12 protein-coding genes are annotated in these 12,640 nt (G+C 71.6%); 5 read left to right on the top strand and 7 right to left on the bottom strand.

The features are described 5' to 3' along the window. Positions 1–54 precede the first annotated feature (54 nt). From HJD23_RS34895 to HJD23_RS34880, 4 genes are all read left to right on the top strand, one after another. Complete coding sequence (locus HJD23_RS34895) at positions 55–756, top strand: L,D-transpeptidase family protein (protein ID WP_171113525.1); 702 nt, start codon at positions 55–57, stop codon at positions 754–756. Positions 757–835: 79 nt separating this feature from the next. Further along, the gene (locus HJD23_RS34890; RefSeq protein WP_171113523.1) at positions 836–2,218 is read left to right on the top strand and encodes a ferredoxin reductase family protein; all 1,383 of its coding nucleotides are present in this window, start codon (positions 836–838) and stop codon (positions 2,216–2,218) included. Positions 2,219–2,245: 27 nt separating this feature from the next. After that, positions 2,246–3,013 (top strand): FMN-binding protein, encoded by a 768-nt coding sequence (locus HJD23_RS34885; RefSeq protein WP_171113521.1) that lies wholly within the window; start codon positions 2,246–2,248, stop codon positions 3,011–3,013. A 55-nt stretch (positions 3,014–3,068) separates the two neighbouring features. Beyond that, the gene (locus HJD23_RS34880) at positions 3,069–3,806 is read left to right on the top strand and encodes an FAD:protein FMN transferase (RefSeq protein ID WP_171118662.1); all 738 of its coding nucleotides are present in this window, start codon (positions 3,069–3,071) and stop codon (positions 3,804–3,806) included. Positions 3,807–3,867: 61 nt separating this feature from the next. On the opposite strand, the gene HJD23_RS34875 is transcribed toward HJD23_RS34880, so the two are convergent. After that, positions 3,868–4,704: a class I SAM-dependent methyltransferase gene (locus tag HJD23_RS34875; RefSeq protein WP_171113519.1), complete on the bottom strand. Its 837-nt coding sequence runs from the start codon at positions 4,702–4,704 to the stop codon at positions 3,868–3,870. A gap of 76 nt (positions 4,705–4,780) precedes the next feature. Between HJD23_RS34875 and HJD23_RS34870 the strand changes: the two genes are divergently transcribed. Further along, positions 4,781–5,266, top strand: coding sequence for a helix-turn-helix domain-containing protein (locus tag HJD23_RS34870; protein ID WP_171113518.1), 486 nt, complete (start codon positions 4,781–4,783; stop codon positions 5,264–5,266). Here HJD23_RS34870 and HJD23_RS34865 read toward each other — a convergent pair. The 6 genes from HJD23_RS34865 to HJD23_RS34840 all read right to left on the bottom strand — a co-directional run bounded on the left by HJD23_RS34865 (position 5,196) and on the right by HJD23_RS34840 (position 12,613). Further along, positions 5,196–5,741: an arginine repressor gene (locus tag HJD23_RS34865; protein ID WP_141309301.1), complete on the bottom strand. Its 546-nt coding sequence runs from the start codon at positions 5,739–5,741 to the stop codon at positions 5,196–5,198. The genes HJD23_RS34870 and HJD23_RS34865 overlap by 71 nt on opposite strands. 7 nt (positions 5,742–5,748) lie before the next feature. Beyond that, positions 5,749–6,948: an acetylornithine transaminase gene (locus HJD23_RS34860; protein WP_171113516.1), complete on the bottom strand. Its 1,200-nt coding sequence runs from the start codon at positions 6,946–6,948 to the stop codon at positions 5,749–5,751. Continuing rightward, positions 6,945–7,853: an acetylglutamate kinase gene (argB, locus tag HJD23_RS34855; RefSeq protein WP_171113514.1), complete on the bottom strand. Its 909-nt coding sequence runs from the start codon at positions 7,851–7,853 to the stop codon at positions 6,945–6,947. Before argB ends, HJD23_RS34860 begins: the two co-directional genes overlap by 4 nt. Further along, positions 7,850–9,001, bottom strand: coding sequence for a bifunctional glutamate N-acetyltransferase/amino-acid acetyltransferase ArgJ (gene argJ / locus HJD23_RS34850; RefSeq protein WP_171113512.1), 1,152 nt, complete (start codon positions 8,999–9,001; stop codon positions 7,850–7,852). Before argJ ends, argB begins: the two co-directional genes overlap by 4 nt. Beyond that, entirely contained in the window at positions 8,998–10,026 is a 1,029-nt protein-coding gene (gene argC / locus HJD23_RS34845; protein ID WP_171113510.1) for an N-acetyl-gamma-glutamyl-phosphate reductase, read from the bottom strand. Before argC ends, argJ begins: the two co-directional genes overlap by 4 nt. A 112-nt stretch (positions 10,027–10,138) precedes the next feature. After that, entirely contained in the window at positions 10,139–12,613 is a 2,475-nt protein-coding gene (locus HJD23_RS34840) for an alpha-L-arabinofuranosidase C-terminal domain-containing protein (RefSeq protein WP_171113508.1), read from the bottom strand. Positions 12,614–12,640: the final 27 nt, after the last annotated feature.

Below are 12,640 nucleotides of genomic sequence, written 5' to 3'. Positions count from 1 at the left end.
CCCGAACGGACCATCCGAACTGCCGGTGCGGAAAGCCGCCGTTAGCGTCGGGGCATGCGCCCCGCACTCGCCGCCGCCGTGTCCGTCCTCGTCTGCGCCTCCCTCCTCGGCGCCGCCCCCGCCGAGGGCACCCCGCTGCCCGACCGTATGGCCGACACCGGCCCCGGCAGTCAGCTGATCACCGCCGTGGCGCCCGAGGCGGGCTCGACGACGGGGACGGTGACGTGGTGGGACCGGCGGGACGGACACTGGGTCAGCGCCGGTTCGGCACCGGCCCGGTTCGGGGCGAACGGGCTCGTCGAGGGGGCGGCACGCAAGCAGGGCACGAAGACCACACCGACGGGGCTGTTCACCCTGCCGTACGCCTTCGGCATCGAGGCGGCGCCGCCCGGGACGACGTACACATACCGGCCCGTGCGCGAGGACTCCTGGTGGTGCCAGGACGACGACTCCCGCTCCTACAACCGCTGGACCGAGCCCCGCCCCGCCGACTGCCGGGCGCAGGAGGCCGAACACCTGATGTCGTACGGGCCGCTGTACGCCCATGCGCTGGTCATCGGCTTCAACTACCACAAGCCGGTGCGCGGGCGCGGAGCCGCCATCTTTCTGCACGTCAGAGGAAAGGGACCGACGGCCGGTTGTGTGTCGGTGCCCGAGGACGCCATGCGGCGGATCCTCGTCTGGGCGAAGGCCCGGGGCAGACCGCACATCGCGGTGGGGACGGAGAGCGGGCCCACCGCGATCACCCGGTACTGACTGAACACACGGCCGCCACCACACGTATCTCTGGGCCAAGGGACCACGACATTCCGTTGCCCCCGTCCCCGGAGGAACCGTGACCACCACGCTCGCAGGCGGCCGCGCCGCCCGGCGCCAGACCATGCGCCGTATCCGCCCGCGCCGCTCCCCCGCCGTCCCACTGCTGCTCGCCGTGTGGGCCGGTGCGGCCGCGGTGCTGTGGCTGTGGTGGCAGAACACCCCGTCCGTCGCCGACACCACCGGCCGGGTCCTCAACGCGGGCCGGATCACCGGGCTGCTCGCCGGGTATCTGATGGCGCTGGTGGTGCTCCAGATGGCCCGGGTGCCCGCGCTGGAGCGGCGGGTGGGCTCCGACCGGGTCGCGCGCTGGCACGCGATGACCGGCCGCTACACCCTCTGCCTGGTCGTCGCGCACGTCTTCCTCATCATGTGGGGCTACGCGTTGCAGGCCGGCAAGACGCTCGGTGACGTCGTCCAGCAGACAATCGACTCCGTCAACCAGCTGCCGGACATGGGCAAGGCCGCCATCGGCACCGGCCTGCTGGTGCTCATCGGCCTGGTCTCGATCGGCCCGGTCCGCCGCAGGATGCCGTACGACACCTGGTACCACGTCCACCTGATGACGTACGCGGCCGTGTACCTGACGTTCTGGCACCAGATCGGCACCGGCAACGACTTCGCCGTCGAGCCCGCCGCCAAGACGTTCTGGTACGGGCTGTACGGGGCGGTCACCGCGCTGGTGGTGTGGTTCCGGATCATCACCCCGATCAGGCTGAACCTGAGGCACCGGATGCGGGTCGAGGCGGTCGTCGAGGAGACGCCCGGGATCGTGTCGGTACTGGTCGGCGGGCGGAAACTGCACCGGATGGGCGCGGAGGCGGGGCAGTTCTTCCGGTGGCGGTTCCTGGCGCCGGGCATGCGGTTCAGCTCCCACCCGTACTCGCTGTCGGCGGCGCCCCGCCCCGACATGCTGCGGATCACCGTGAAGGCGATCGGCGACCACAGCGCCCGGCTGCGCGCGCTGGAGCCCGGCACCCGGGTGTGGGCCGAGGGGCCGTACGGCGCGCTGACCGCCCAGCGCCGCAGCCGCGGCAAGGTCCTGCTGGTCGCGGGCGGCGTAGGCATCACGCCGATGCGGGCGCTGTTCGAGACGCTGCCCGGCGCCGCCGGTGACATCACCCTGCTCTACCGGGCCAACAGCACCCAGGACCTGGCCCTGTGGGACGAGCTGGCGAAGATCGCCGACGAGCGGGGCGCCCGGCTGATGTACGCGGTCAACAGCCCGGACGGGGCGCGCCCCGACATCTCCGCGGAGTCGCTGCAGCGGAAGATCCCGGACATCGACCGCCACGACGTCTTCCTGTGCGGGCCGCCCGGCTTCGCACAGTCCGTCTACGAGGCACTGCGCGGCGCGGGGATCCCCGCCCGCCGTATCCATCACGAGTCGTTCGAGATGTGAGCGACGGGTCACCAGGAGACCGGCAACATGAAGAAGAGTCACCCCATCCGGCGTGCCGTGCTCGCCACCGCCGCCACCGTGTCCGGCATCGTGCTGCTGCTGTCGCTGAAGCCGGCCACCGACCCCGGCTCCGCCGCGGCGGCGGGCGGCGCGGCACCCCCCGCGGGGGCGGCGGCGCCCCAGGGCGGAGCGCAGGCCGCGGGCACCGCCACGGTCACCGGCACCGTGGCCCAGACGCAGTACGGTCCCGTGCAGGTCCGGCTGACCGTGAGCAACGGGAAGATCACCCAGGCGGAGGCCGTGCAGGCGCCGAGCGGCGGCCAGAGCAGCCAGGTCACCGCCGACGCCGTGCCCAGGCTCAACCAGGCCGCCGTCGCGGCGCAGAGCGCGGAGATCGACGCGGTGTCCGGGGCGACGTACACCAGCACCGGCTACAAGGAGTCCCTCCAGTCGGCCCTGGACCAGGTCCGGGCGAGCGGCGGCGGCTCCGCCGACCAGGGCGGCTCGGGCGGCGCCCAGGCCGCGCGTACGGTGACCGGGGCCGTGGCCCAGACCCAGTACGGGCCCGTCCAGGTCCGGATCACCGTCAGCGGCGGGAGGATCACCCAGGCCGAGGCGGTGCAGGCGCCCAGCGGCGGCCAGAGCAGCCAGGTCACCGCCGACGCCGTGCCCAAGCTCAACCAGGCCGCCGTCGCGGCGGGCAGCGCCGACATCGACGCCGTGTCCGGGGCCACGTACACCAGCACGGGGTACCGGCAGTCGCTGCAGTCGGCCCTGGACCAGGCCGGTGGCTGAGCCGGTGACGGAGTCCGCGCAGGCTCCCGCCGCGGAACGCCGGGCGGAGGAGGTGATGGGGACCGTCTTCTCCTTCGACGTCCGCGGCGGGGATCCCACTGCCGTGCGAGCGGCCCTCGACGAGGCCGTCGACGGGCTGCACCGGGTCGACGCGGTGTTCAGCACCTACCGCGAGGACAGCCAGATATCCCGGCTGGGCCGTGGGGAGCTGACCGTCGGGGAGTGCGATCCCGAGGTCGCCGAGGTGCTGGAGCTGGCCGCCGAGGCGGAGCGGGTCAGCGAGGGGTGGTTCAGCACGACGTACGAGGGGCGGCTCGACCCGACCGGGATCGTCAAGGGCTGGGCCGTGGAGCGGGCGGCGCGGCGGCTGGCGGCGGCCGGGGTGAGCGGGGTCAGCGTCAACGGCGGCGGGGACGTGCAGCTGCTCGGCGTGCCCGGCGGGGGGCGGCCCTGGCGGGTCGGCGTGTCGGATCCGCTGCGGCCCGGCGGGCTGGCGGCGGTCGTCTCGGCGGCCGGCGCCGACGAACTGGCCGTGGCCACGTCCGGCACGGCCGAGCGCGGCGCCCACATCGTCGACCCGCGCACCGGAAGGTCGGCGGTGACGGACCTGCTCGCGGTGACGGTCGTCGCCCCCCGCCTGACCTGGGCGGACTGCTGGGCGACGGCCGCGTTCGCGATGGGTGCGAGGAACGGGCTGGCGTGGCTGGAGTCCCTGCCGGAGGTGGAGGCGCTGCTGATCACGGCGGGGGACGAGGTGTGGGCCACGGGAGGGCTGGCGGGGTGGCTGGGGTGAGGACGCCCGAGGGCGCCCCTTACGCCGTGGCTCGGTTCTGCGCCGAGGCCCTTCATGCCCCTCACGCCGAGGCCCGCACCAGCCAGCACGCCGCCGTGAACCTGACCTCCGCCCCCTGCACGTACGGCGCGAAGGCGGTGCGCAGCACCTCGACGACCTGTGCCCGCGTCGGCTCGTCCACCTCGTGCAGCACGCGGCCCACGGGGCCGAGCAGCGTGAAGTAGCGCTCCATCTCCTGCGCCGGCATCGCGCACGGCACGTCCAGCGGCTCGACGGTGATCCCCGTCCAGCCGCTCTCCTCCAGCACGCCGCGCACCCGGTCCGCCCGCGCGAAGGCGAACTGGCCCGGCGCGTTTGGGTCACGCGGCGGCAGGTTCGGCAGCAGCGGCCCCGCGGCCCGTTCGGCCGTCGTCATGAACGGGTTCTCCTCGGGGCCGCGCCAGACGATGAGCCGCAGTTCCGCGCCGGGCCGTGCGGCGTGCCGCAGGTTCGCGAACGCGGCGGCGAAGTCGTCGAAGAACATCACGCCGAACCGTGAGATGACCAGGTCGAAGCCGGCCGGTTCGAAGGCGTGGGTCCCGGCGTCGGCCTGGACGAAGCGGGCCGGCACGCCCTCCCGCTCGGCGCGCGCCCGGGCGGCCTCGATCATCGGCTCGGCGATGTCGACGCCGACACAGCTGCCCTCCGGGCCGGCTCGCCGTGCCGCGGCGACGGTGGTGGCGCCCGTGCCGCAGCCGACGTCGAGGACGTGCGCACCGGGGCCGACCGGCTCGGCGAGCAGCGGCTCGAACGGCCTGAACAGCCCGTCGAGCACGTCCTGCGCCGCGACCCAGTTGCGCCCCGCGACCCCGCTCCACAGCGCCTTCAGCGCCTCCGCGTCCCCGCGTTCCGCAGTCATGACCGTCTCCCTTCGCTCGCCCTTGAACAGCCAGTAGCCGTACGGTGCCAGTTCAAGTCGACTTGAGGTCAAGGGCATGGATGATCCGGACATAGCGGAAGTGGCGCGGCGCTCCGGCGTACCCGCCTCCACCCTGCGCTTCTACGAGGAGAAGGGCCTGATCGCCTCGACCGGCCGACGGGCCGGCCGGCGTGTCTTCGATCCCGGCGTGTTTCAGCGGCTGGCGCTGATCGCGATGGGCCGCGCCGCCGGTTTCTCGCTCGACGAGATCGCGCTGATGTTCGCGCCGGACGGCAGGCCCCGGATCGACCGGGGAACGCTGCGGGCGAAGGCGGACGAGCTGGACGAGACGATCCGCCGTCTGACCGCCATGCGCGACGGACTGCGGCACGCGGCGGACTGCCCCGCGCCGAGCCACATGGAGTGCCCGACCTTCCGCCGCCTGCTGCGGGCGGCGGAGTCGGGTGCGACGAGCGCGCCGGAGGGCCGGCTCAGTGGCCGTTCTGCGCCAGCCGCAGCAGGTGGTCGGCGAGCGCCTGTCCCCCGTCCGGCTGACGGCTGATCAGCAGCAGCGTGTCGTCCCCGGCGATTGTGCCGAGGATGTCGTGCAGTTCGGCCTGGTCGATCGCCGAGGCGAGGAACTGGGCCGCACCCGGCGGGGTGCGCAGGACCACGAGGTTGGCGGACGCCTCCGCGGAGATCAGCAGCTCCTGGGACAGGCGCCGCATCCGCTCCTCCTTCGCCGACTCCCCCAGCGGCGCGCGCGGCGTGCGGAAGCCGCCCTCGCTGGGCACCGCGTAGATGAGGTCGCCGTCGTTGTTGCGGATCTTCACCGCGTTCAGCTCGTCCAGGTCCCGGGAGAGCGTCGCCTGCGTGACGGTCAGCCCGTCGTCGGCGAGCAGCTTCGCCAACTGGCTCTGGGAGCGCACCGGTTGCCGGTTGAGGATGTCCACGATCCGGCGGTGGCGTGCGGTGCGGGTCTGCGGCACGGCAGGCCCGTTGACCCCCGCCTGTCCGTGGTCCTGCGGGTGGCTCATCGTCGTCTCATTCTCCGGCTCGTCCGTCCCCGTGACTTGCGTCGAGGACACCGGGCAGCGCCCGGAGCAGCGCCTCCACCTCGTCGTCGCCGAGGTTCAGCGGCGGCATGAGCCGTACGACATCGGGGGCGGGCGCGTTCACCAGGAATCCGGCGTCCTGAGCCGCCTGCTGCACCTGCGGCGCCAGCGGCTTGGTGAGCACGATACCCAGGAGGAGGCCCGCACCCCGGACATGGCCGATCAATCCATGGTTCAGAGACTCGATTCCGTCCCGCAACTTCTCGCTCTGCCGCTTGACGTTCTCCAGCAGTCCCTCGTTCGCGATGGCGTCTAGTACGGCGAGTCCGGCGGCGCAGGCGACGGGGTTGCCGCCGAAGGTCGTGCCGTGCTGACCGGGCTGGAGCAGCTCGGCCGCCCGCCCGAACGCCACCGTCGCGCCCAGCGGCAGCCCGCCGCCGAGGCCCTTGGCGAGCGTGACGACGTCCGGCAGGACGCCCTCGTGCGCCTGGTACTCGAACCAGTGTCCGGTCCGCCCGATACCGGTCTGCACCTCGTCGAGCACCAGCAGCGAACCGGTGGCGGCGGTGATCGCCCGGGCCGCCTTCAGATACCCGGCGGGCGGCACCACGACCCCGTTCTCACCCTGGATCGGCTCGATGATGACGAGCGCCGTCTCCTCGGTGACCGCGGCGGCCAGCGCCTGCGCGTCGCCGTACGGGACGTGCGTGACGTCACCGGGCAGCGGCAGGAACGGGCCCTGCTTGGCGGGCTGGCCGGTGAGGGCGAGGGCGCCCATGGTGCGGCCGTGGAAGCCGCCCTCGGTGGCGACCATGTGGTTCCGCCCGGTCAGCCGGCCGATCTTGAAGGCGCCCTCGTTGGCCTCGGCGCCGGAGTTGCAGAAGAAGACCTTGCCGTCCCGGCCGAACAGCTGCAGCAGCCGCTCGGCGAGCGCGACGGGCGGCTCGGCGACGAACAGGTTGGAGACGTGCCCCAGGGACGCGATCTGCCGGCTGACGGCCTCGACGACCCCGGGGTGCGCGTGCCCGAGCGCGTTGACCGCGATGCCGCCGACGAAGTCGACGTACTCCGTGCCGTCGGCGTCCCACACCTTCGCGCCCGCGCCGCGCACGAGCGGCAGTCGCGGGGTGCCGTAGTTGTTCATGAGCGCGCCCTGCCACCGGGCGGTCAGGTCCTGGTTGGCGCTCATACGGCATCCCCCTCGTGCGCGTCCGGCACGACCATCGTGCCGATGCCTTCGTCGGTGAAGATCTCCAGCAGGATCGAGTGCTGGACCCGGCCGTCGATGACGCGGGCGTTGCGCACCCCGCCCCGCACGGCGTGCAGACAGCCCTCCATCTTCGGCACCATGCCGGACGACAGCTCCGGCAGCAGTTTCTCCAGCTGGGAAGCGGTGAGGCGGCTGATCACCTCGTCGCTGTTCGGCCAGTCCTCGTAGAGTCCCTCGACGTCCGTGAGGACCATGAGGGTTTCGGCGCCCAGTGCAGCAGCGAGTGCCGCAGCCGCCGTATCAGCATTGACGTTGTAGACATGTCCGTCGTCCTGGGAACGGGCGATCGACGACACGACCGGGATCCGGCCGTCCGCGAGCAGTGCCTCGATCGCGCCCGTGTCGATGTCGGTGATCTCGCCGACCCGCCCGATGTCGACGAGTTCGCCGTCGATCCGGGGCTGGTGCTTGGTGGCGGTCATGGTGTGGGCGTCCTCGCCGGTGAGGCCGACGGCGAGCGGCCCGTGCTGGTTGAGCAGCCCGACCAGCTCCCGCTGTACCTGCCCGGCCAGCACCATGCGGACGACGTCCATGGCGTCCTCGGTGGTGACGCGCAGGCCCGCCTTGAACTCGCTGACGATGCCGTGAGTTTCGAGCGCCCGACTGATCTGGGGACCGCCGCCGTGCACGACGACCGGCTTGAGGCCGGCGTGCCGCAGGAAGACGACGTCCTGGGCGAAGGCGGCCTTCAGCTCCTCGTTCACCATGGCGTTGCCGCCGAACTTGATGACGACCGTCTTGCCGTGGTGCCGGGTCAGCCAGGGCAGCGCCTCGATGAGGATCTGCGCCTTGGGCAGCGCGGTGTGTTTGCGTGTCGTGGTCATGAGGAGTACGCGCTGTTCTCGTGGACGTAGTCGGCGGTGAGGTCGTTGGTCCAGATCGTGGCGGTCTCGGACCCGGCGGCGAGGTCGGCGACGATGTGCACCTCGCGGTAGCGCATGTCGACCTTCTCGCGGTCCTCGCCGACGCCGCCGTTCTTGCAGACCCAGACACCGTTGATGGCGACGCCCAGCCGGTCGGGCTCGAAGGCGGCGGATGTCGTACCGATGGCGGAGAGCACGCGGCCCCAGTTGGGGTCCTCTCCGTGGACGGCGCACTTGAGGAGGTTGTTGCGGGCGATGGAGCGGCCCACCTCGACGGCGTCGTCCTCGGTCGCGGCGTTGATCACCTCGACCTTGATGTCCTTGCTGGCGCCCTCGGCGTCCCGGATCAGCTGCTGCCCGAGGTCGTCGCAGACCTGCCGTACGGCGTCGGCGAACTCCCCGTACTCCGGGGTGACCCCGGAGGCGCCGGAGGCGAGGAGCAGCACGGTGTCGTTGGTGGACATGCAGCCGTCGGAGTCGACGCGGTCGAAGGTGACCTTGGTGGCCGCCCGCAGCGCCTTGTCCAGCGTCGCGCTGTCCAGTTCGGCGTCCGTGGTGAGGACGACGAGCATGGTGGCGAGGCCGGGGGCGAGCATGCCGGCGCCCTTGGCCATGCCGCCGACGGTCCAGCCGTCCTTGGTCACGACGGACGTCTTGTGCACGGTGTCGGTGGTCTTGATGGCGATGGCGGCCTTCTCACCGCCGTGCTCGGAGAGCTGGGCGGCGGCGGTCTCGACGCCGGGGAGCAGCTTGTCCATCGGCAGAAGTACGCCGATCAGTCCCGTCGAGCAGACGGCGACCTCGATGGCGCCCCGGCCGAGCACCTCGGCAACCTTCTCGGCGGTGGCGTGCGTGTCCTGGAAGCCCTTCGGGCCCGTGCAGGCGTTGGCGCCCCCGGAGTTGAGGACGACCGCGGACACCTGGCCGCTCTTCAGCACCTGCTCCGACCAGAGCACGGGGGCGGCCTTGACGCGGTTGGAGGTGAAGACGCCCGCGGCGGCGCGGCGGGGCCCGTTGTTGACCACGAGGGCCAGGTCGGGGTTGCCGTTCTCCTTGATTCCGGCGGCGATGCCCGCCGCCGTGAATCCCTTTGCTGCCGTCACACTCACGGCGCAACTCCGATCGTCGTCAGCCCGGTGGTCTCGTCGAGCCCCAGGGCGAGGTTCATGCTCTGGACGGCACCGCCCGCGGTGCCCTTGGTCAGGTTGTCGATGGCGCTGATCGCGATGATCCGTCCCGCCGCCTCGTCGTACGTGACCTGGACCTGAACGGCGTTGGAACCCTGGACGGAGGCCGTGGCGGGCCACTGGCCCTCGGGGAGCAGATGGACGAAGGGCTCGTCGGCGAAGGCCTTGTCGTAGGCGGCGCGGACGGACTCGGCGGTGACGCCGGGCTTGGCCGTGGCGCTGCACGTGGCGAGGATGCCGCGGGGCATCGGGGCGAGAGTCGGGGTGAAGGAGACCCTCACGGGCTCACCGGCGGACGCGGAGAGGTTCTGGATCATCTCGGGCGTGTGCCGGTGCACGCCGCCGACACCGTACGGCGACATGGAGCCCATGACCTCGGAGCCGAGCAGATGCGGCTTGGGCGCCTTGCCCGCGCCCGAGGTGCCGGACGCGGCGACGATCACGGCCTCGGGCTCGGCGAGCCCCGCGCCGTACGCCGGGAACAGCGCGAGGGAGACGGCCGTGGGGTAGCAACCGGGCACCGCGATGCGCTTGGACCCCTCCAGCGCGGCGCGGCAGCCCGGCAGTTCGGGGAGGCCGTAGGGCCAGGTCCCGGCGTGCGGGGAGCCGTAGAACTTCTCCCAGTCGGCGGCGTCCTTCAGCCGGAAGTCGGCACCCATGTCGACCACGAGCACATCGGGCCCGAGCTGCTCGGCGACGGCGGCGGACTGGCCGTGCGGCAGCGCGAGGAACACCACGTCGTGCCCGGCGAGCACCTCGGCCGACGTCTCGCTCAGCACCCGGTCGGCCAGCGGCAGCAGATGCGGCTGGAGCGCGCCGAGCCGCTGGCCGGCGTTGGAGTTGCCGGTCAGGGCGCCGATCTCGATCTCGGGGTGCGTCAGGAGCAGACGCAGCAGCTCTCCGCCCGCGTATCCGCTCGCTCCGGCCACTGCCGCACGTACCGTCATGGACCCTCCTCCTGGATGGCATGACTATACGTTTCGCTGCACGTTTATGCAATCCCGCACCTGGGAAGCGCGGGCGGCCCGGGCGTACCGCGAGCCGGGGCCGCCCGGCAGGTCACCTCTGCTTGATCCGCAGGAAGGTGACGGAGTTCGCGGGGAAGGTGTACGTGAAGGTGTCCGCGACTCCCGAGAAGGTGGACCTGACCGGGGTGACCGGCGTGTCCGTCTCGGTGTTCACGTCGTCCGGCGCGGCGGCCAGGGTGGTCACCCGGGCCCTGGACGCGACCTTCGCGCCGCCCAGGTCGATGGCCGTGCGCGCGGCCGAGGACTGGGCGTTGACGACCTTGACGATCAGGTCACCGGTGCGGTCGTCCTCGGTGACGACCTGGCGGAAGGGCTCGGCCGGCTTGTTGTCGGTGAAGCTGCTCCACAGCCGGCCGTCGAGGTAGAGGCTCACCTGCCGGCCGCGCACCTTGATGTCGACGTCGTACGCGCGGCCCGTCTCGATCGACCCGGCCTTGGAGACGATGGTCGTCTTGCCGCCGTCCACGGCCTTCTCGACGGCGGACTGGGTGTTGTTCCAGCCGCCGAGGTTCCACCAGTAGTAGTTGCCGGTGTCCTTGACGCCGAAGGCGACCAGGAAGCCCTCCTTGCCGGACTTCTTGGTGGCCTTCACCTGCAGGTCGTAGTCCTTCCAGGCCGGGTCGCCGGCGGTGACCAGGGTGTTCTCGGCGGCGTCGTCGGTCTGGACGTAGGCCCCGTCCTGGACACTCCAGCTGCCGCCGCCGACGTGCTTCCACTGCGAGGCGTCACCGGAGAAGTCGTCGCTGAGCAGCGTGGTGCCGTCGGCGGCGGTGACCTTCACATCGTCGTACGCCGCGCTGGTCGCCCACGTCGACAGGCCGACGGCGCCGGTGATGGGGCCGCTGGTGTCCGGCGTGGTGGTCGCCCTCGACGGTACGACCCGGTCGCCGACGTTGTTCATGAACAGCTTCTGGACCTCGTAGCTGGCCGAGCCCCAGGAGGCGTGGTTGTTGAACCAGATCATGTCCGGGCGCCACTGCACATAGTCCTCGTTGGCGAGCAGCGGCGCGTACGAGGCGAGCTTGACGACGTCCGCGTTGCGCTCCAGGCCGGTCATGTACGCGGCCTCGGCGAGGGCGTTGTGCCAGGCGTTGCCCTGGGAGGCGTACTCACCGAGGAAGACCTTGGGGCCGCTGCGGTCGTAGCTGTCGTAGCGGTCGTTGTTCTGCAGGAACCACTGCGGGCTGTTGTAGTAGTGCTCGTCGACCATGTCGACGTTGCCCTCGCGGTTGAGCTTCCAGGCGGTGTCGAAGGTCGTGCCCGTGTCGTCCGGGCCGGAGTTGGAGATGACCGTGATGTCCGGGTACTTGGCCTCGATCGCGGCGCGGAACTTCTGGAAGCGGGCGAAGAACTCGTTGGGGAGGTTCTCCTCGTTGCCCACGCCGATGTGGGTGAGGTTGAAGGGCTTCCGGTGGCCCATCTCGGCGCGCACCTTGCCCCACTTCGAGTTCGCCGGGCCGTTGGCGAACTCGATGAGGTCGAGGGTGTCCTGGATGTGCCGCTGGAGCAGCGCCTCGTCGTTCGTGGCCCGGTTCTGGCCGCAGCCGGTCACCAGGGCGGGAACGACGGGCAGCGGCATGGCGCCGATGTCCTCGGCGAAGCGGAAGTACTCGTAGTAGCCGAGGCCGTAGCTCTGGTTGTAGCCCCAGAAGTTGGCGTTCGTGGCGCGTTGCTCGACCGGGCCGATGGTGTCCTTCCACTGGTACGACCGCTTGCGCTGCCAGCCGGACGCCTCGCTGTAGTCCTCCATGGAGCCGGTGTTGACCAGGCAGCCGCCGGGGAAGCGCACGAAGGCGGGGTCGAGGGCCTCGATCTTCTCGGCGAGGTCCTTGCGCAGGCCGTTCGGCTGGTTCTTGAAGGTGTCGCGCGGGAACAGCGACACCATGTCGAGCGCGGCGGCCTCGGTGGCGGCGACGGTGAGGCGGCCGCGGTTGCTGGTGCGGGACGCGGTGAAGGTGGCGGTGTACTTCTTCCAGGCGCCCTGCGCGGCCACCTGGCGGGCACGGGCCAGTTCGCCTGCGGCGTCCTTGAGGGAGACGGTGAGCGTCGTGCCGGACGCTGCGCGGGCCCACACCGAGAAGTCGTACCTCTTACCCTTCTCGACCCGGATGCCGGTGTTGTACCCGGCGTTGGTCACAGCCGAGGCGGCGCCCAGGGAGAGGTAGTTGCGGTTGCGCTCGTTGAGCCGTCCGTCGTCATTGACGACCTGCGCCGTGCCGTCGACCGCCCAGGAGGTCAGCGGGGTGTAGGAGCCGTTGTCGGCGGTGGAGTACTCGAAGGAGCGGTTCTGCACGAGCTCGGCGTACAGGCCGCCGTCGGCGGCCCGGTTGATGTCCTCGAAGAAGACGCCGTACATCGTGTCGTCGATCGCCGCGCCCGTCGCTGTCGGGTCGAGGGCGATCTCGTAGTCGGTGACGGCTTCGGCGTGCGCGGGGGCGGGGATCATGGCGGCGGCCACCAGACAGGCGGTGACCGTCAGGCCGAGTCTCCAGCGGGTGCGTGACATGGATACTCCGCGGCTCGGTGGGGAGAT

Source organism: Streptomyces sp. Z423-1 (assembly GCF_013009255.1).
GTDB classification, from domain to species: domain Bacteria; phylum Actinomycetota; class Actinomycetes; order Streptomycetales; family Streptomycetaceae; genus Streptomyces; species Streptomyces gossypiisoli.
Note: the sequence above shows the minus strand (reverse complement) of the source record. Positions and strands in the feature narration are given on the sequence as shown.

Coding starts and splice junctions, on each gene's coding strand:
- HJD23_RS34895 (WP_171113525.1), top strand. CDS start 55: ATGCGCCCCGCACTCGCCGCCGCCGTGTCCGTCCTCGTCTGCGCCTCC.
- HJD23_RS34885 (WP_171113521.1), top strand. CDS start 2,246: ATGAAGAAGAGTCACCCCATCCGGCGTGCCGTGCTCGCCACCGCCGCC.
- HJD23_RS34880 (WP_171118662.1), top strand. CDS start 3,069: ATGGGGACCGTCTTCTCCTTCGACGTCCGCGGCGGGGATCCCACTGCC.
- HJD23_RS34875 (WP_171113519.1), bottom strand. CDS start 4,704: ATGACTGCGGAACGCGGGGACGCGGAGGCGCTGAAGGCGCTGTGGAGC.
- HJD23_RS34870 (WP_171113518.1), top strand. CDS start 4,781: ATGGATGATCCGGACATAGCGGAAGTGGCGCGGCGCTCCGGCGTACCC.
- HJD23_RS34865 (WP_141309301.1), bottom strand. CDS start 5,741: ATGAGCCACCCGCAGGACCACGGACAGGCGGGGGTCAACGGGCCTGCC.
- HJD23_RS34860 (WP_171113516.1), bottom strand. CDS start 6,948: ATGAGCGCCAACCAGGACCTGACCGCCCGGTGGCAGGGCGCGCTCATG.
- argB (WP_171113514.1), bottom strand. CDS start 7,853: ATGACCACGACACGCAAACACACCGCGCTGCCCAAGGCGCAGATCCTC.
- argC (WP_171113510.1), bottom strand. CDS start 10,026: ATGACGGTACGTGCGGCAGTGGCCGGAGCGAGCGGATACGCGGGCGGA.
- HJD23_RS34840 (WP_171113508.1), bottom strand. CDS start 12,613: ATGTCACGCACCCGCTGGAGACTCGGCCTGACGGTCACCGCCTGTCTG.